The sequence below is a fragment of the Thalassoglobus sp. genome (assembly GCF_048270125.1).
GTDB lineage: Bacteria > Planctomycetota > Planctomycetia > Planctomycetales > Planctomycetaceae > Thalassoglobus.
Genome location: NZ_JBLWTN010000002.1, coordinates 42,199 through 62,145, shown reverse-complemented (window position 1 = coordinate 62,145; position 19,947 = coordinate 42,199). Strand labels below are relative to the sequence as shown.

Genomic DNA, 19,947 nt, shown 5'->3' with positions numbered 1-19,947 from the left:
AGGTCCTGGAACAATCAGGTGCTGGAAACTTCAAACACCGTGATGTCCGCTGACAAGAACTTGAGTCACAAGTACCTTCCTCCGTTTCATTAATCGTCTGGTGACAGATCAGTGAATGAAGGAATATCTCCTAACGCTGGAGGCGGAGGCTGAGGAGCCTCTCTTCCCGGATGCATGCCACCGAGTTCTTCGTTCTCGCTGAGCATTTCTCGACGTGCTGCAAGGACACGAGCATGTTCTTCTCGCAATTCCTGCTGAGCTTCGGGACGAATTCGTACTTCCGCTTCCTGGTGCAATTTGAACCCGGTTCCCGCTGGAATCAGGTGACCAAGAATCACGTTTTCTTTCAGACCAACAAGTTGGTCCGACTTCCCTGCCAAGGCAGCTTCGGTAAGCACTTTGGTCGTTTCCTGGAAACTTGCAGCTGAGATAAAGCTTTCGCTCTGAACGGCTGCTTTCGTAATTCCCAACAACTGAGTACTGGCACTTGCCGGACGAGGTCTGGTGTACTCGATCACATCTTCGCCATCGGCTTCGAGTTGATCGTTCACCTCTTCGACAGTTTCCAGTGGAACCACGTCTCCTACGACAAACTCGGTCGCTCCCGAATTGGTAATTCGAACACAGTTCATCAACTCACGGTTAACGCGTCGGAATTCCCATTTATCGACAATCACACCTGGGAGCAGATCGGTATCTCCCACATCATCGATTCGGACCTTGCGGAGCATCTGTGAAACGACAAGCTCAATATGCTTATCGTCGATTCCCACACGCTGAGCTCGGTACACATTCTGAATTTCATGGAGCAAGTATTGGTGAACTGCCTCTTCACCACTCACTCGTAGAATATCGTGCGGAACCAACGGCCCACGAACCAGTGCGTCACCAGCAGCCACGAGATCACCAGAGTGAACCAGCAAAGCCTTACCATGCGGGATGGAATGCTCGGCATCTGTTCCGTCCTGCCCGTGGACCACGATAACTCGCTTACCACGTTTGCGTTCAGGAACAAGTTCAATTTCACCGTCGATCTCTGCAACAACCGCAGGATCCTTCGGCTTCCGTGCTTCGAACAACTCGGTCACACGTGGCAGACCACCTGTAATGTCCTGAGTTCCAGAAGCTTCACGAGGCTGTTTCGCAAGTACAGCTCCAGCTGAAACTTGTCCACCCTCTTTAACTTCAATGTTTGCACGTTCAGGCAGGTAGTAGTAGTCGAGGATTTTCCCGGTACTATCTTCAAGAACGATTTGTGGATGCAGATCACCTTTGTGCTCGATCACAGTCGATCGCACAAAACCGCTGGCATCTTTTTCCGAACGGGTCGAACGTCCTTCGATCAAATCCTCAAAGCGAACACGGCCGCCCACTTCTGCAAGAATCGGCACCGAGTGCGGATCCCATTCACAGAGTACTTGATCGACTTTGACTTCTTCGTCTTCTTTGACCCGCAACATCGAACCGGCAGGCACGTTGTACCGTTCAAGTTCACGATTTTTCGGGTCGATGATGACGATCTCACCCTGTCGGGCAAGCACAATGGCCTGACCTTCAGTGTTGATCACGCTGCGGATTCGTGCAAATTTCACACGACCAGCTTTGCGTGTCTTCATGTCACTTTCTTCGACATCTCCCTGTGCCACACCACCGATGTGGAACGTCCGCATGGTCAACTGAGTTCCCGGTTCCCCGATACTCTGAGCTGCGATAATTCCGACCGCCAGCCCCTCTTCGACCAGCCGACCGGTTGAGAGGTCCATTCCGTAACATTTTTGGCACAGTCCAAGTTCCGCTTCGCATGCCATTGGGCTACGGACCTGAATACGCTCCAGCCCCATATCTTCAATGCGTCGCGAAATGTCGACTGTGATCAACTCACCTTCACGAACAATCACTTCGTCCGTAATTGGATCGACAATGTTTGTTCGACTGGTTCGTCCACGAATCGCATCAGCCAGGCTGACTTCGACTTTTTCTCCGCGGTAAAGAATTCCACGGGTCACGCCGTTGGTTGTCTGGCAATCGTTCATGGTGATAACAAGGTTCTGACAAACATCTGCCAGTTTCCGTGTCAAGTAACCAGAGTCCGCAGTTTTCAAAGCGGTATCAGCCAGACCTTTACGAGCACCGTGAGTCGACGAGAAGTATTCGAGTACCGTCAACCCCTCACGGAAGTTCGACTTAATAGGCGTTTCGATGATCTCACCACTCGGCTTGGCCATCAAACCACGCATACCGGAAAGCTGACGAATCTGTTCGACACCACCACGAGCACCAGACTCTGCCATCAAGTGAATCGGATTCACATAGGCACCATCTTCGCGAACGTCGTTCTCGAGTTCTTTCTTCATCACCTCGGTGATTTCTTCACGAGCGTGAGTCCAAATATCAATCACCTTGTTGTAGCGTTCAGCTCCGGTGATGACACCACGATCGTACAGCTTCTGTTGCTTCAGAACTTCTGTTTCACCCTTGAGAATCACCTGTTCTTTATTCGGTGCAACAACAAGGTCTGTTGTTCCGAACGAAAGTCCTGAACGGGTCGATTCTGTGAAACCGATGTTCTTCATCAAGTCGAGAAGCTCAATCGTTTCCCGACGTCCAACTTCCAAGTGGCAGTCAGAAATGACGTTGGAAAGGTCTTTGCTACTGAGCGTCTTGTTATAGAACGCCATGTTTCTGGGAAGAATGTCATTAAACAACACTCGACCAGGAGATGTCTCCACAAGTCCGCCGGACTTAAAGGTCTCTGCTCCTTCGCCTTTGACACGCTTGTCTTTAGGAAGACGCACTTTCACAGCAGCATGTCGCTCGACGACACCCTGTTGATACGCAGTCAGACACTCATCCGGAGAGGAGAAGACGAGACCTTCGCCACGACGACCAGGACGACGCATGGTGCAGTAATAGCAACCCATCACGATATCCTGTGACGGCGAAATAATCGGGTCACCGTTTGCCGGACTGAAGACGTTGTTCGTCGACATCATCAGGGTTGTCGCTTCAACTTGTGCTTCAATAGAAAGCGGCAAGTGGACAGCCATCTGATCGCCGTCGAAGTCGGCATTGAACCCTTTACAGACAAGTGGATGGACTCGAATCGCATGACCTTCCACGAGAACCGGCTCAAATGCCTGAATTCCCATACGGTGCAACGTTGGTGCACGGTTCAGAAGGACCGGATGGTTGGTAATCACCTCATCGAGGATATCCCAAACCTCTTCATCACGACGCTCAAGCATCCGCTTGGCAGACTTGATCGTATCGGCATGGCCCAGTTCCTTCAGCCGTCGAATAATGAACGGTTGGAACAGTTCCAGAGCGATCTTCTTAGGCAAACCACATTGGTGCAGTTGAAGTTCCGGTCCGACCACGATCACGGAACGTGCGGAATAATCGACACGTTTTCCGAGCAGGTTCTCGCGGAAACGACCCTGCTTACCTTTGATCATGTCCGTAAGCGATTTCAACGGACGGTTCGATGATCCCAGAACGGGACGTTTACAACGTCCGTTATCGAAGAGTGCATCAACCGACTGTTGCAACATTCGTTTTTCGTTGCGAACAATCACTTCAGGAGCATTGAGGTCAACAAGTTTCTTCAACCGGTTGTTCCGGTTAATGATTCGACGATACAAGTCGTTCAAATCGCTTGTCGCAAAGTTGCCCGACTCAAGCATCACCAATGGACGCAAATCGGGTGGAATCACAGGGACACAGTGCAGCACCATCCACTCAGGACGGTTATCACTGTCTCGCAATGCTTCGATGACCTTCAGTCGCTTAATCAGGTCTTTAGTTTTTTGCTGTGATCCAGTTTCACGAAGTTCCTGACGAAGTGTGACAGACTCTTCAACGAGGTTGATGTTCGTCAGCAGCGAGAAAATCGCTTCCGCACCCATCTCGATTTTGAATTCACCAGCGCCATACTTTTCACGGGCTTCTTTCGCTTCGTCTTCAGTCAGCAACTGACATTTACGAAGCGGAGTATCCCCAGGATCGGTCACAACGTATTCCTGGAAGTAGACGACCTTTTCCAGGCTGGTCGTTTTCATCGCGAGCATTGCACCCAGACGACTGGGCATACTCTTGAAGAACCAGATATGCACAACCGGCGCAGCCAGTTCGATGTGGCCCATTCGTTTACGACGAACACGAGAGTGAGTCACTTTGACGCCGCAGCGGTCGCAGATCATCCCCTTGTATTTCATTCCACGATATTTCCCGCAAGCACATTCCCAATCCTTTTCAGGACCGAAAATACGTTCACAGAATAAACCATCGCGTTCAGGTCGATAGGTCCGATAGTTGATTGTTTCCGGCTTTTTGACTTCACCGAACGACCAGCTACGAATATCGTGCGGACTCGCGAGACTAATCTTCACGGCACCATAGTCGTTAACGCGATCGTAAGCACCTTCTCCGACGCTCACAGGACACTCCTATTCTGGAATGGGGAAATCTTCAATTTGAATTCAAAATCGTCTCAAGCAACAGGAATTATTCAAACGCTTACGCGTGAGCTTTTTCCAACTGCATGTTCAGACACAGGCCACGAATTTCGTTGTTCAGCACATCGAAACTTGCGGGTGTTCCGGCCTCAAGGGTGTTCTCCCCTTTGACCATCGACTCGTAAATCTTCGTACGACCTTCAACGTCGTCACTCTTCACTGTGAGCAATTCCTGAAGGATGTAAGCGGCTCCGTAGGCTTCCAATGCCCAAACTTCCATCTCTCCGAATCGCTGACCACCGAAGCGGGCTTTTCCACCCAACGGTTGTTGAGTAATGAGCGAGTAAGGTCCCGTTGCACGGGCATGTACTTTATCATCAACAAGGTGATGCAGCTTCAACATGTAGATGTAACCGACAGTTGTTTTCTGCTCCATCTGCTCGCCGGTTCGTCCATCGTAAAGACGAACTTTTCCTTCTTCCGGCAAGCCAGCTTCCTTGAGACATTCGTTGATTTCAGCTTCTGGGGCACCATCGAAAACTGGACAAATCGCACGGAAGCCAAGCTTTGAAGCAGCCCACCCAAGGTGAGTTTCCAAAATCTGACCGACGTTCATACGACTCGGAACCCCCAGCGGGTTCAAGATGATGTCGATCGGGGTTCCGTCGTCCAGATAAGGCATATCCTCAACTGGCAAGACTTTTGAAATCACACCCTTGTTACCGTGGCGACCAGCCATTTTATCCCCGACAGAAATCTGTCGTTTGGATGCCACATAAACCTTCACCATCTGCAGCACACCATTCGGGAGTTCATCTCCTCGCTTCATGCTGTTCAGGTTTTGCTCAGCCTCATCGATGACTTCCATCACGAAGGGCCATTGTTCATTCATCAGCTTGCGAAGATCCGCTTGCTTTTGTGGACTGCGGATGTCCAGCTTGTCGAAATGACTTTCGAAACTTTTCGCGTATTGAGCGACAAACTTCACATCTTCAATACTGCGAATTTCCCGTCCATCATCATCTGCCAGATGACGCCCCAAAGCGGCATCGAATTCGACGACAAACTCCTGGAACTTCTCTGCAATCTTCTCTTGACCAACTTGTTGAATCTTTGCGACTTCAGCGTCGAAAACTTTTCGATCAGCCTCAGAAAGACTCATCCGACGAGAAAACTTCTCAGTCTGGATAACGATTCCCTCAACGCCACTATTGACTTCAAGAGATTCGTTTTTCACATCTTCCCCGGCTTTACCGAAGATCGCATGCAACAGTTTTTCTTCTGGAGTCAACTCGGCCTTGGCTTTAGGCACGACTTTACCAACCAGAATATCTCCCTGTTTAACTCGAGTTCCCACGTGAACAATTCCGTCATCATCAAGATGACGCAAAGCCTTCTCACTCACGTTTGGAATATCACGCGTAAATTCTTCACGACCAAGCTTGGTCTCGCGAATCTCAACATCGAACTCGTCGATATGGATCGATGTATAGACGTCATCTTTAACGAGTCGTTCGGAAAGAATGATCGCATCTTCAAAGTTGAAGCCTTCCCACGACATGAATCCGACAAGAACATTTCGTCCTAGTGCCAAAATTCCATCTCGCGTTGCAGCACTGTCAGCAAGAATTTCGTCTTTCTTGACTTTCTGCCCAACAGAGACCAACGGTTTCTGATTCAAACAGGTTCGTTCATTCAGTCCCATGTACTTACGTAGAGGGAACTTCTTGCCTTCGACTTCAATGACGTTTGCATCGACATACGTCACTTTTCCTGATCGATCCGATCGAACAACCATTCCGGAGTAACGAGGAATCTCTTCCTCCATCCCGGTTCCTACCAGTGGTGCTTCTGCAATCAAGAGTGGAACCGCCTGTCGCTGCATGTTTGATCCCATCAACGCACGGTTCGCATCATCGTGCTCAAGGAACGGAATCAATCCAGCAGAAACACCGACCATTTGACATGGTGCGACATCGATAAATTCCACATCCATCGCGGGAATCCAGTGGACGTCGCTCCGATAACGTGACAACACACGCTCGTCAATAATCACGCCATTTTCGACACGTGTATCAGCAGGAGCAACATGAACACTTGCTTCTTCATCTGCACGCAACCACATGATTTCATCAATCACTTTTCCATTCGAAACTTTACGATATGGAGTGATCAAGAAACCGTAATCATCGACTTTAGAGAAGATACTCAAACTGGAAATCAAACCAATGTTCGTACCTTCAGGAGTCTCAATCGGACAAATACGACCATAGTGCGAAATGTGGACGTCGCGGACTTCAAAGCCTGCACGCTTACGATTCAAACCACCTGGCCCAAGAGCACTTAATCGACGCTCGTGTGTGAGCATAGAAAGTGGATTTGTCTGGTCGACCACCTGTGAAAGTTCGCTTCGCCCAAAGAAATAATCAATGGCTGCTGAAACCGATTTCGGATTGACCAAAGTTCGGGGACTCATTTCCTCGACATCTTTGAGGCTCATCCGCTCTTGAACAGTTCGTCGAAGCTTCAAAAATCCTTTACGGATTTCATCCATCCCTAATTCATCAATGGTCCGTAAACGTCGATTACCGAGGTTATCAATATCGTCCACGTAAGCGGCATCATCATCCGTACGCAGCAGGACGAGATAACGAACAGCGTTGACCATATCTTCGGAACGCAATGTCATTTCATCATCAGGAATATCCTGATTGAATTTACGATTGATACGAAAGCGTCCAACGCGACCAAGCCGATATCGATTGACATCGTAAAACTTCTCAGCGAAGAGATCCTTGGCTTTTTCAAGCGAAGGTGGGTTACCAGGCCGCAGGCGTTGATAAATCTTCAGCAATGCTTCTTCATGGCTGACCGTGTTATCTTCAATCACGCTATTGAGAATCAGCGTGTCTCGCACATCTTCCAAGGTCTGTACGACCTTGATACCCGCTTCCGCGATCTCAGCAGCTTGAGTCGCAGAAATTGTGTGGCAACACTCAACAATGATTTCACCGGCTCGTTCGCCAGTTTCGTACGCAACATCTTCAGCAGCATAAAGACCTGCGAGAGCCGTTCCGTCCTTGCCAACTTTTGTCTTGGTGACCTTGTAAAAAATTTCCAGCAAAGAGGTATCTGTGCTGTACTCTTCATTCATGGCTCGCAACAAAGTCATCGCAGAGAAGCGACCACTCTGATCGATGCGAACTCCCAAGGTTTCCTTTTTGGAAACCATGAATTCAATCCAACTGCCACGTTCAGGAATAACCCGACAGGAATACTCTTTACGTTCGCCTGGCTCAGAGGCAACAACGAAGTCAACACCGGGTGAACGATGCAACTGGCTGACGATAACCCGCTCTGATCCATTGATGATGAATTCACCACCACCAATCATGATCGGCATGTCACCCAGGTACACCTCTTCTTCGATCGGCTCTTCTTTGACAAGACGAAGAGTCACACGAAAAGGACGACCATAGGTCAAGCGAAGCTGACGACACTCTGTCGGGCTGTAACGCGGCTTCCCCAGTTCGTACTTGACGTACTCCAGGCGATACTGGCCGTCGTAACTCTCAACCGGGAAGACTTCTCTCAGAATCTCTTCGAGACCTTCATCCCGACGCTCTTCAGGTTTCCGCTCTAATTGCAGAAACTTCGCGTATGACTCAGTTTGAATTCGTGTCAAATCCGAGAGTTCATACTTAGCCTCGATCTTACCAAAGTTGCGGACTGAGTCAGTCGGAATGATTCGTTGATGTGGAATTGGCATTCGTCGGGTTCTTTACGCGGGGAGAAAACTGAGTAAGGTTCTCGATATTCGGTGACTCACTGAAACGTGACTCTCAAACAAATCCTGTTTAAGACCTGTATAAGAAATGTTACGAAGATTTCTGAAGCCGGAACGAGTCCATCGGATCGCAATCTGGCTTCTGGTTTAGTTCAAACAAATCTTTGAGTTCAGTAGGAGACACAAAAGGGTGAGAATCACGAATCAGTGGGGCTCTCACGAAATTGGCTGGACATCTGTAAGTTCTTAAATCAACACACTAAATAAAGGGGTTTTTGATAACAGGTTCCAATTTGGCCGATAGTCTTAGACTTCGGCAAGCAATGTCTGGATCGAGAATTTCTAAGTTGATTTTGACACGGACTTGCTGAACCGGGCATCAATTGATCTGGATTTTTTTGCCCTTGAGCTGAATGACTTTCCGAGCGACAGGGATCACCATAACTGCCCGAAGCATGTCGAACACTCAGCAACACAGGCCGAGCGGGTTGAATCAAAGATAAGGCCAGAGAGGAGAAGCGGCGTTGGCAGTCAACGACAATAAAACAGAAGAAACCCTGCGCAGCACTTAAGTGCGCACTCCAAGAGCAACCTAATGTTCCTAAGCTCAAACTCGCCAACCCGGCCCCCTTCCGGAATTTGTCGACCCTGAAATTGTAGGCACGCACTGCGAGTGCCTGAAATCGCTGCTGAACAAGAAAAGACTGACAAGTAATACCGGCATTCCACTTTCGTGAAATATTCGCAAGACTCATCATCGCGAGCGATTCACTAACATTCGCGATGAATAGCTCATCTCGAATAAAGGAACGCACCTGCTTTGCAGAAGTTATACCTACCTCACAAAAAGCGAGACATTGAAGTACTTGCAATCGATCAGTGACTCTCAAGAAACTCTTTTGCCGAAGCTCACACTTGCATTTTTTTGCTCTGCGAGATCGACCAAAACTGCTGCATTTCCATACCGAAGGTATAGAGAAGACATCAACTCTTGACGCCTCCAACAGAAGAAACTGATGCAAAACAACACGACCGGCAGTCAATATTACATCCTTGGGTGATCCGCCAACAACTTCTTGCTGACAAGATATCAACCGTTGGGAAAATTGCAACTGTATGGCATGATGAATGCTAGCTGACCGAAAAAAATAGGCAATATGGAGACCTGCCCCATACTGCCTATAAATTCACAAGTCTACTTCAACTCAGCAGTTCCACCAGCTTCTTCGATATCTTTGACGAGCTTCTCGGCTTCGTCTTTTTCGACACCTTCTTTAAGTGGTGAAGGAGCACTTTCGACCATGGTCTTAGCTTCTTTCAGACCAAGTCCAGTGATACTTCGAACAGCTTTAATGACATTGATCTTCGCATCACCGAATCCGGTGAGGATCACGTCAAACGAAGTCTGCTCTGCAGCAGCGCCACCTTCGTCACCGCCACCTGCAGCAGGACCGGCAGCCATCATCACACCGCCACCTGCAGGCTCGATGCCATGGACATCTTTCAGGTAGTCAGCAAGAGCTTTTGCCTGAAGCAGCGTAAGACCAACGAGCTGGTCTCCGAGGGTTTTTGTGTTGTCGTCGAATTCTTTTGCTGGTGCTTCTGGGGCTTCAGCTGACATTTCCGTTTCTCCAAGGTTAATTGCCGGCATGCGATTGGATACCGCACCGGCTCGGTAGAGTGAAAAATCTCGGCCTCACTCGGCCGAACCGGGACACTACGCAGCGTCGCCGCTTTCTTCGTTATCTTTCTCCGCAAGAGCTTTCATTTGACCAGAAAGAGTTCCTCCTGGACCAAGCAAAGCACCTGCAAGCTGTGCTCCTGGACTCAACACGAGTCCAACAAGTTGCCCAATCAGTTCCAGTCGACTTGGACCTTTACTGATGTCGGTCACACCCGCTGAGTCAACACCTTGACCATCAACGGCAGCACCTTTAATTTCAACTTCTGTAATCTTCTTAGCCCAGGTAGCCATCTCCCTAGAGAGACCAACAATATCTTCACCACCCCAAGCCAAAGTCGAAGGGCCTGACAAAGGACCATCCAACTCATCAACTCCAGCATCACGAAGAATCACTTGTAGTAAGCGATTTTTGATACCGAGCAGAGTAATCCCCTTTTGTGCCAACTCGAGCCGCATCTCGTTGTTCGCAACTGCATCCATTTTGGACAGATCGAGAACGAGAAAGTCACGCCGACCATCCAGCTTTTTGCGGAGGTCGTCGAGCATCATTTTCTTGACTGCTTTACTCATTATTTCACGCCTGGTTAATCGCGTCTGGCACAGTTACGCTGATTGTCGAATATCTTATCTGTAAACTAAAATGATCGAAAACGCTGACTCAGTCCGTGAGGTCAACTTCTCAAGAAAACCAAAACTAAGCTGCAACGATAGGAACGCCTGGTGTTTGTGTTCCTGAGACAGTCACTGAACGGACATAGACACCTTTAGCAGCCTGTGGACGCAATTGCTGAATCAACTTCAACAGCGCCTCAATATTTTCTGTAAGCTGGGTTTCGCCAAATGACATTTTCCCAACCAGACAGTGAACAATCCCGGCATCATCAACCCGGAACTCCACTTTACCCGCTTTGTACTCTGTAACGGCTGTTGTGACATCCTGAGTCACCGTCCCCGCCTTCGGTGAGGGCATCAGACCGCGAGGACCCAGAACTCGACCCAATGGACCTACAACACCCATCATGTCAGGTGTCGCAATTGCGACATCGAATTCGAGCCAGCCATCCTTAACTTTATCAGCGAGCTCCTTACCTCCGGCAAAGTCTGCTCCCGCTTCAAGAGCCTTGTCAACGTTCTGCTCTTTACAGAAGACAAGAACTCTTTGAGACTTTCCAATTCCGTGTGGCAAGACGATTGAACCACGAACAATCTGATCGGCATGCTTCGGATCGACACCAAGCCGAACAGCGATCTCAACTGACTGATCCCCTTTCGGAGGCTCAATCCCCTTAGGGAGTTTTTCATCCAAGCCTTTCAGAATCGAAACAGCCTCTGTCACCGAACCCGGCTCCAGATCTGCAACGACTTTACGATAGGCTTGTTGTCGCTTGGATGGCTTACCCATTACTACTGCCTGACTCTCAATAACTACGATGTTTCAATAAACAGATACACTTAAGTTGCACCGAAATCAGCTTGCAACTTTAGTCAACCACTTGAATCCCCATACTGCGGGCCGTCCCAGCGACAGTTTTCGCAGCCTGTTCAATACTCCCAGCATTCAGGTCAGCCATCTTTGTTTTTGCGATATCTCTCAATTGCTGAGACGTCACAGTTCCAACCTTCTCTTTCAAAGGATTGCCAGACCCCTTGGCCACCTTAGCAGCCTGCTTAAGCAGAACTGCAGCTGGAGGACTCTTGATAATAAAATCGAAGGAGCGATCGTTATAGACGGAGATCACAACAGGAAGTGTCGTCCCCATCATTTCGCGAGTCTGATCATTAAACTGTTGTACAAACTGACCAATATTCACACCGTGTGGACCCAACGCTGTCCCCACAGGAGGAGCTGGTGTCGCCTGTCCCCCAGTCACTTGCACTTTAATTTGTGTCACTAACTGCTTGGCCATTTGCCTGCCTCATCCAATTTCAACGACCGCCAGGGGAAACCCGAGCGCAGTCAACTTGATTTATCAATCACCTTCGCAGCCGACGAAGGACTTCAACCGGACCACCTAAACCTGCCCGGAATACATAGCAGTTAAACTTTCTCGACCTGCCAATGCTCCAACTCCACTTCAGTACCGCGACCGAAAATCTCGATCATCACTTTGAGCTTGCCAGTCACTTCATCCATTGAGTCAATGACGCCTTCAAAATTCTCAAAAGCACCTTCTTTGACTTTCACGTGCTCGCCAACTGCAACCACAAACTTAACAACAGGACGAGCTTCTTTTTCGTCTTCTTGCTTCTTGTCTTCGTCAGCAGAGTCAAGTCCGAGCCAACGCCGAACCTCTTCCTCTTCCATTGGAATCGGCTTGCCAGCAGCACCGGTGAAATCACCGACACCACCTGTCGACCGCACGAGATGCCATGTCTCATCATTCAAGGCCATCTCGATCATCATGTAACCGGGGAGCAATTTCTGCTCCCGAACACGACGACCTCCCCCTTTTGTTTCAACAACCTTCTCTGTGGGGATAAAGACCTGCCCAAAATAATCTTCCATTCCCTCCATCTTAATCCGACGGATAATGGAATCACGAATGGAACGCTCGCGATTACTCTGAACTTTCAGAACATACCACAACTTTTCCTGCCCAGAAGCACCTCCTGCTTCTGAGTTGTCGATGTCTGAAGTAATTTCATCACTATTCATGGCAAGCCACGCATCATTATGAATCGCCCGAATAATTTCAAGCGATTGCATTGACATTTCTGGAACGTTCGCAGCACTCTGCGAACTCGCTGTCTATTCTACGGTGTCAAGATCGAGAAAACCGATTGCACCAAACAACTGTTGCCAGAAAATATCCGCAACATACAAGTACGCCCCCATCGCGAACATAACGATAAGGACAACAACAGTAGCTCGCTTCAAATACGCCCAGTCCGCCCAGGAAACTTTATCAAGCTCCGCTTCCACAGAAATCAGGAAGTTGGCGAACGTTGGCCAGTTAATCAATCGATACGCAAACCAAAGTCCCGCAGCAGAGATCAACAGAGGAACCCCAATGGAAATGGCAGCAGTCTTTTCAATAAGCAGAGTCGCCCGCAAGCGCCACGCTGCAGTAACCATAACAATTGCAACCGTACCGGCAGTCACTTGCCTGACTACACGTCCCTGATTCGGCTTGAACAACCCCGGAACGAGGAAATTACCCCAGAACGAAGTTTCTGTTTTTGCTTTTGCCATCCTGGGCGTTCCCTTTTACAATTGATCCGAAAACCTGAACCTTGATGCTCAAATCCCAAGAGAACTTACAATGACAAGATCTCTTAAAAAACCACAACCGCCAGCTTCAAACAGAGAGACAAGACTTTCCACTCAAACTGCTATCCAGCCAGCAAAAAATCGACAAGGTTACTCCGAACATTTCACTGCTCTGGAAACACGGGCGGAGAGACTTGAACTCCCAACCTGCGGATTTGGAATCCGCTGCTCTGCCAATTGAGCTACGCCCGTAACTTACACACGAGGCGAAACTCACTACTTCTTTCGCGATTCCTTATGCGTTGTGTGCCGCCGCAATCGCGGACAATACTTCTTAATTTCGAGGCGCTCTGTACCGCGCATCTCCTTGGTGACACGGTAGTTCCGATCACCGCACTCAGTACACTCGAGCCAAACATATTCACGAGCCATCACTCACCTCTTATAATGGCAGCAATCCGGTGCTTTCCGAGAAAACACCGGACGCTGACCGCAAAACCAATTTGGCGTACTACTCAAGAACTTTTGTAATCACACCAGATCCAACTGTTCGTCCACCTTCACGAATCGCAAAACGGCTTCCATCAACCAAAGCGACAGGCTTGATAAGCTCAACTTCCAGCTTAACGTTATCGCCAGGCATACACATCTCTGCATCACCCAGCAATTTAACTGCTCCAGTCACATCCGTTGTTCGGAAGTAGAACTGAGGGCGATATCCGCTGAAGAATGGAGTCTTTCGACCACCTTCCTCTTTGCTCAAGACGTAAATCTCAGCCTCAAACTTTGTGTGAGGGTTGATTGAGCCCGGCTTAGCCAAAACTTGACCACGCTCAACATCTTCCTTGCGAGTACCACGCAAAAGAATTCCGACATTGTCGCCCGCTTCACCCTGATCGAGCATCTTGCGGAACATTTCGACGCCAGTCACAGTCGTTTCCTGAGTATCTCGCAACCCAAGAATCTGCACTTTTTCGCCGACTTTAACAACACCCTGCTCAATACGACCGGTCACAACAGTACCGCGACCTTCGATTGAGAAGACATCCTCGATAGCCATCAAGAACGGCTTGTCAGTCACACGAGCTGGCTCAGGAATGTCAGCATCGAGCGCATCCATCAATGCGCCAATACAAGCATTCTTCTCTTCATTACCTGGATCATCCAGTGCTGGCTTCGCCGATCCACGAACAATCGTAATGTCATCGCCAGGGAAATCGTACATACTCAGAAGATCACGAGCTTCCATTTCGACAAGCTCAAGCAATTCTTCATCGTCGACGAGATCGCACTTATTCAAGAAAACAACAAGAGCAGGCACACCAACCTGGCGAGCCAAAAGAATGTGCTCTCGAGTCTGCGGCATCGGCCCATCAGCTGCCGAAACCACAAGAATCGCACCATCCATCTGAGCTGCACCGGTAATCATGTTTTTCACATAATCGGCGTGCCCTGGACAGTCAATATGAGCATAGTGACGACTATTTGACTCATATTCGACGTGACTGACAGCAATAGTCACAGTTTTCGTTTCATCACGAACCGTACCACCTTTTGCGACGTCAGAGTAATCGATCGCTTGGGCCAGCCCCTTCGTTGCCTGAACCGCCAGAATTGATGCAGTAAGAGTAGTTTTACCATGATCGATGTGACCAATAGTACCGACGTTCACGTGCGGCTTTGTCCGTTGAAATGTTTCCTTCGCCATGACTAGCGCTCCAAAACTCCTTGAATCTTAATTGTACCAAGCGACCAACACAGCCGCAAAAGTTAGCTTCGACGCCGTAGTACGCCTACGGGCGCCGACACGGCAAAACCGGACAAAAGCCGGTAAGCTGCTGGCGGGACTTGAACCCGCGACCTCGTCCTTACCAAGGACGCGCTCTACCAACTGAGCCACAGCAGCATCTTTAAACACTCAACAAAACGCTCCACCACGCTGGCCATCCTATGACCAAACGGGAGTCACCGCCAATGAGCAACAGAACGACTACTGGACTGCAAACCCCGCCGCAGCGAGAAACAATCCACCCCGTCCCGCAAACGGCCTTTTCCCCTCAACGCCACTACCTAGCGAAGAGAGAGCGGGTGAAGGGAATCGAACCCTCACCACCAGCTTGGAAGGCTGGAGCTCTACCATTGAGCTACACCCGCTAAAGGAGAACAAGAAAAACCTTGTCCAACACAAATCCGCCAAACGCGACGAACAAAAATAATCAAACACCACAAATGGGGGTGGTAGGATTCGAACCTACGAAGGCTGAGCCATCAGATTTACAGTCTGACCCCTTTGGCCACTCGGGTACACCCCCTCATCAATGCTACCCATGAGGTTTTCACCACAATGGCCAACAAGAGCTAGTGGAGGGATTCGAACCCACAACCGCCGGTTTACAAAACCGGTGCTCTGCCGTTGAGCTACACTAGCCAAGTTCCGGAAACTGAGCCGCGAAGTATAGCGGTGTCCATTCTCCATGCAAGCACAAACCGGTAGTGTGATTACGGAGTTCCGTCAATCCGCGTCTTATACCGAGACACAGAAACTGCATCAAGTGGTTTCAATCCAATTTTGAAATTTCTTCCCGATAGGACAAAAACAAACCGGTCACAACCCCACCGCCACCAGACAACTCTCTCACCACCCAAGCTCACTTCACATCCATAAAAAACAGCCAATCAACACCTTACACCCTACTTAAACAACCCTTCGAATCCACCCCACTGTTCAACACACACCTCTCAAATCAAAAAAAATCCAAACTCACCATCCACCCAACGCAAGAGCCAAGCAGCGCCCCGAAACTAGCATTCCCATTACACCGATCGCAAAGATTACCCCGCCGGAACCCCCGCATGTATCAGCTTATTTCCGCCGAAGACAAACATTGATTGTTGACATTCGTCAACTTTCCATGATATAGAGAATGCTCTCATTAGGTTGAGTGCAAACTTCACGGAATGAAGTGTTCCAAACGATTTGGAAATTGCGGGTCGGGACGGAGTCCAAAATGAAGAGTCAACACGTAGCTGAAGGAATGGCAGCGTTTTCCCCAATGAAAAAACGCGCCAGACTATTGAGATCGTAATCGGTGTGTAGTCACCGAGGGGGACGGAGTCCAGACTCTCAGCAACAAAAAAACTGTCACTAGAAGTGGCCTTCTGCGGGCAATACCTGGCACGTCAATTCAAATTCCGTGCTGCGTTCTCTACTTATTCTCTCCATCCACGTCTTCAAGATGATGAGATAAACAGCTCGATGTCATCGAGCTGGGGACTGCCTGCCGACAGCCGAGGCTCCCAGAGTGACCTGCGAATCCACCTTCCTGTCTGATCAATAAATGACCGCATTCATAGAATTTTTCGCGCCCCCTGCAATGAAAAGCCTGCTAATCCGACTGCTCGTCCTCGGCTTCGCAGGATTATGGGCCTTCTGGTCCACGATTGAGGTCATCGCAACAAAGTGGAACACGAACCCTGAGTACTCCCACGGCTATCTCGTCCCGCTCTTTTCCATCGCACTGCTCTGGATGAGACGAGACAAGCTCGAAATCGACAAAATTCAACCAAATTCCTGGGGCTTGGTGATTCTCGCAGGGGCGATCCTGCTTAGACTGGCTTCAGCCCGCTATTACATGGAATGGTTTGACTTTGTAGCGATTATCCCATTTGTTCTGGGGGTCTTCGTACTCGCTGGCGGATGGCAGGCAGTAAAGTGGGCCTGGCCAGCAATCCTGTTTCTCGCATTCATGCTCCCACTTCCGTACAGCCTTGAGGTTGCCCTCAGAGACCCACTACGCCGAATCGGTACCATTTCGAGCACTTACGTCATGCAGACAGTTGGCCTCCCGGCGATTGCTGAGGGGAACGTCATCGTCGTCAACGATGCTCGAATCGGCGTGACGGAAGCTTGCAGCGGAATGAGCATGTTGATGGTCTTTTTCGCGTTCTCGACAGCTGCGGCCCTATTTATTCACGATCGCCCCATGTGGGAGAGACTGCTCGTTGTCGCCAGCGCGATTCCAATTGCAATCATCGCGAATGTAACTCGCATCACCACGACGGGACTCCTTTACGCGACTGGACATGCAAAACTTGCAGACATGCTGTTTCACGATTTTGCGGGATGGATGATGATTCCAATGGCTTTGGGGATATTGTGGCTTGAACTTCTTGTCGCTTCTCGTATCGTAATTATTGAAGATGACGCTCCCATGTCAGTCGGATTGGCGCCTGGAAAATCATAAACAAAGCCGACGACCTACCAGTACTATTTCGACCTGATGAAACAGTTTTCAGTGGCCGATTGCTAACACAATCCACTTTCAAATTCTTACGAAACCGAACTGGGCCAACATTTCGATTTCGTGTCGTTATTGCTCCAACGAAGTCCTGACCACAGTGATGGCATCGCTGCCAGACATTCGACTCCCAACCTGCACTCAGGTTACGCTCGAGCAAACAAGCGTTTGAATCACCTACGGAATAAATCGCATGGAAACGCAACTCACTCCTGACTCCTCGTCGAGCTTGACTCCAGTCAACCCCGTACATGAGGTTGCCCACCACCGTGCCACACCGGTCGGTCCCCAGCAGAATCAGGGAACCGAGACCATCGACACCAGAGCGTTACTGAACTCAGTGCGTCGAAACTGGTTCATAGCAACTCTGCTCGGCCTGATTTTCGGAGCAGCTGCTGCTGTCGCAACCTGGGTATATGTCCCGGCTCCGTACCAAGCCTTCTTCGAGTTCCACATCAACTCCGTGGAATCCAAAATCCTATTCAACACCTCTGAAGAGCGATCCAACTTCAACACATACAAACAGACTCAAATGAGAAAGGTGACCGGAGAGTACGTCCTCAACGCTGCCCTCCGCGACCCAGAAATCTCCAGCCTGCCAACACTTAAAGAGCAGGAGCACCCAACAGACTGGCTTGAAGAAAACTTAAAAGTCTCGAGTCCTGCTTCAGAATTCTTTCGACTTGAGCTTGAAGGAGACCGCCCTCAAGATCTCGCCATGATCGTCAACGCAGTAGCGGACGCCTTCCTCACCGAAGTTGTCAACAAAGAACGCACCAGCCGACAGGACAGGCTGAGACAATTGCAAGGCTTTTATCGTGATATCAATGAAGAGCTCGGCTTGAAGCGAACCCAACTCGAGGGCATCGCACAATCACTGAAAACGACCGACCCCGAAATTCTTTCATCGAAACGACAGCTTGAGTACGAATACTACGGGCAACTTCGTGAAGAGTTCACCCGACTGAGATTTGAACTCATGCAAGCCAACATCCAACTCGCAGCCCGCCAGCCAAGCCCCGCGCCTGATGGAGACCTTACTAGCGTTAGCCTGCCGGCTGAACCACTACCAGTTCCGCAGGACCTTCTCAACGAACGAATCAACAGCAGCCCTGAATACCAACGAATCAGCAATAGCATCCGTGAGCTCGAATGGTCAATGACCGACAAGTCCCAAGACCTGGGAGAGAAGCACCCCGACCGCCTCCGACTGAACAAGCATATTGAACGCCAAAGACTGCTTGCCGAAGAACTCAAAAAACAGATCGAGAAACGAATTCTTGCGGAAATTTCAGCCAACGAAGACAAATCCATCGTTGAATTGCAAAGCCGGGTCAAGATCCTTGAAGCAGAGAAAAACCACCTCGAGCAGGAACTCTCCGCCCTGAAAATCAAAGAAGCAGGCGAAGGAACAGCCGCCTTCAACCTCGAAGAGCTGAAACGCGAAATCACCCACATGGAAACGACCGAAAGTCGCTTTCGGACAGAGATCGAAGCACTTCTCATCGAAATTCAAGCAAAGCAACGAATCACGGAAAACCGCCGTGCCTCAACGCCTCACACTCCTCAAATGAGCAAGAAATACAAGATGGCTGGAATGGCGGGTTTGGCTGCACTTGGACTCATTGCAGGGGGAATCATCTTCCTCGACTACAGGCGTCGCCGAGTCAGCACAGCCGAAGAAATCACTGAAAACCTAAGAATTAGAATCTTAGGTATCATCCCAATTCTACCTCGAGCAATCATCAAAGCTGTTGACGACGGAAAGCGAAAACTGAGTTCGCAGCAAGTCGCACTCAGGAGCGTATTAAAAGAAGCCATCGACTCCACCCGAGCAGTCCTGCTTCGCGACCCTCGGCTGAAGGTCATGAATACAATTCTGATCACCAGCGCCAGCGATGGTGAAGGAAAAACAAGTAACGCATGCCACCTGGCTGCAAGCCTCGCCCGATCAGGAAGAAAGGTTGTCCTCGTTGACTGTGACATGCGGCGGCCAACCGTTCACCGAGTCTTCAGAATGAGCTCAGCGCACGGCTTCTGTGAAATCCTTCGCGGAGACCAACCACTAGAAGGTGCAGCTCAGCCGACTCCTACCCCAGGTCTCTCAGTAATTCCCGCTGGCCGTGTTGACTCCGCAGCCTTGCAGGCATTAGCTGAAGGTGGAGCAGGCCAGATCTTCAAGCACCTCATCGAGGATTACGATTTTGTCATCGTCGACTCTGCCCCAATCCTCCCTGTTGCAGACACTCTCCTCCTGGCCCAAGATGTCGACGGTGTCATCTTGACCATCCGGCGTGACATAAGTCGACTTGGAAACGTTGCCGCTGCACAGCAGCGACTTGAAATGATTGGAGTCCCACCGATGGGTTCAATCCTGATTGGGCTCGACGAGTTCGCTGACAAGTATGGCTACTACTCACGGCACTACAACACTCTCGATGTGAGTTAAGCCCAACACCCCACTGAAGTCCCGATCTATTAAACTGCTCACAAGTTCACACCCTGTAAAAAAC

At 49.6% G+C, this 19,947-nt stretch carries 12 protein-coding genes and 5 tRNA genes; 2 read left to right on the top strand and 15 right to left on the bottom strand.

Features of this window, described 5'->3' with window-relative positions; all coding sequences use genetic code 11:
* Positions 1 to 89: 89 nt before the first annotated feature.
* From rpoC to ACN0YR_RS02495, 15 genes are all read right to left on the bottom strand, one after another.
* On the bottom strand, positions 90 to 4,436 hold the full coding sequence (rpoC, locus tag ACN0YR_RS02565; RefSeq protein WP_417847637.1) for a DNA-directed RNA polymerase subunit beta': 4,347 nt from the start codon (positions 4,434 to 4,436) through the stop codon (positions 90 to 92).
* Between the two features lie 79 nt (positions 4,437 to 4,515).
* Positions 4,516 to 8,223 (bottom strand): DNA-directed RNA polymerase subunit beta, encoded by a 3,708-nt coding sequence (gene rpoB, locus ACN0YR_RS02560; protein WP_417847636.1) that lies wholly within the window; start codon positions 8,221 to 8,223, stop codon positions 4,516 to 4,518.
* Positions 8,224 to 9,436: 1,213 nt separating this feature from the next.
* Complete coding sequence (rplL, locus tag ACN0YR_RS02555; protein WP_417847635.1) at positions 9,437 to 9,862, bottom strand: 50S ribosomal protein L7/L12; 426 nt, start codon at positions 9,860 to 9,862, stop codon at positions 9,437 to 9,439.
* A gap of 96 nt (positions 9,863 to 9,958) precedes the next feature.
* A complete protein-coding gene (gene rplJ / locus ACN0YR_RS02550) occupies positions 9,959 to 10,495 on the bottom strand; it encodes a 50S ribosomal protein L10 (RefSeq protein WP_417847634.1) in 537 nt (178 codons plus the stop codon).
* Positions 10,496 to 10,619: 124 nt separating this feature from the next.
* Positions 10,620 to 11,327: a 50S ribosomal protein L1 gene (gene rplA / locus ACN0YR_RS02545; protein ID WP_417847633.1), complete on the bottom strand. Its 708-nt coding sequence runs from the start codon at positions 11,325 to 11,327 to the stop codon at positions 10,620 to 10,622.
* 79 nt (positions 11,328 to 11,406) lie between these two features.
* Positions 11,407 to 11,832 carry a 50S ribosomal protein L11 gene (rplK, locus tag ACN0YR_RS02540; protein WP_417847632.1) on the bottom strand — a complete coding sequence of 142 codons (426 nt, stop codon included), beginning with the start codon at positions 11,830 to 11,832 and terminating at the stop codon, positions 11,407 to 11,409.
* Between the two features lie 131 nt (positions 11,833 to 11,963).
* On the bottom strand, positions 11,964 to 12,638 hold the full coding sequence (nusG, locus tag ACN0YR_RS02535; protein ID WP_417847631.1) for a transcription termination/antitermination protein NusG: 675 nt from the start codon (positions 12,636 to 12,638) through the stop codon (positions 11,964 to 11,966).
* A gap of 36 nt (positions 12,639 to 12,674) precedes the next feature.
* Positions 12,675 to 13,118: a preprotein translocase subunit SecE gene (secE, locus tag ACN0YR_RS02530; protein WP_417847630.1), complete on the bottom strand. Its 444-nt coding sequence runs from the start codon at positions 13,116 to 13,118 to the stop codon at positions 12,675 to 12,677.
* 197 nt (positions 13,119 to 13,315) lie between these two features.
* Positions 13,316 to 13,388, bottom strand: a tRNA-Trp gene (locus ACN0YR_RS02525).
* A gap of 24 nt (positions 13,389 to 13,412) precedes the next feature.
* Positions 13,413 to 13,568 carry a 50S ribosomal protein L33 gene (rpmG, locus tag ACN0YR_RS02520; RefSeq protein WP_145202861.1) on the bottom strand — a complete coding sequence of 52 codons (156 nt, stop codon included), beginning with the start codon at positions 13,566 to 13,568 and terminating at the stop codon, positions 13,413 to 13,415.
* Between the two features lie 79 nt (positions 13,569 to 13,647).
* A complete protein-coding gene (tuf, locus tag ACN0YR_RS02515; protein ID WP_417847629.1) occupies positions 13,648 to 14,844 on the bottom strand; it encodes an elongation factor Tu in 1,197 nt (398 codons plus the stop codon).
* A 125-nt stretch (positions 14,845 to 14,969) separates the two neighbouring features.
* Positions 14,970 to 15,042, bottom strand: a tRNA-Thr gene (locus tag ACN0YR_RS02510).
* 177 nt (positions 15,043 to 15,219) lie between these two features.
* Positions 15,220 to 15,290: transfer RNA gene (locus ACN0YR_RS02505), tRNA-Gly, on the bottom strand.
* 76 nt (positions 15,291 to 15,366) lie between these two features.
* Positions 15,367 to 15,448 (bottom strand) — tRNA-Tyr (locus ACN0YR_RS02500).
* Positions 15,449 to 15,492: 44 nt separating this feature from the next.
* A tRNA-Thr gene (locus ACN0YR_RS02495) sits at positions 15,493 to 15,564 on the bottom strand.
* A 910-nt stretch (positions 15,565 to 16,474) separates the two neighbouring features.
* Between ACN0YR_RS02495 and ACN0YR_RS02490 the strand changes: the two genes are divergently transcribed.
* Entirely contained in the window at positions 16,475 to 17,380 is a 906-nt protein-coding gene (locus ACN0YR_RS02490; RefSeq protein WP_417847628.1) for an exosortase/archaeosortase family protein, read from the top strand.
* 247 nt (positions 17,381 to 17,627) lie between these two features.
* Positions 17,628 to 19,883 carry a polysaccharide biosynthesis tyrosine autokinase gene (locus ACN0YR_RS02485; RefSeq protein ID WP_417847627.1) on the top strand — a complete coding sequence of 752 codons (2,256 nt, stop codon included), beginning with the start codon at positions 17,628 to 17,630 and terminating at the stop codon, positions 19,881 to 19,883.
* The last annotated feature ends 64 nt before the right edge of the window (positions 19,884 to 19,947 follow it).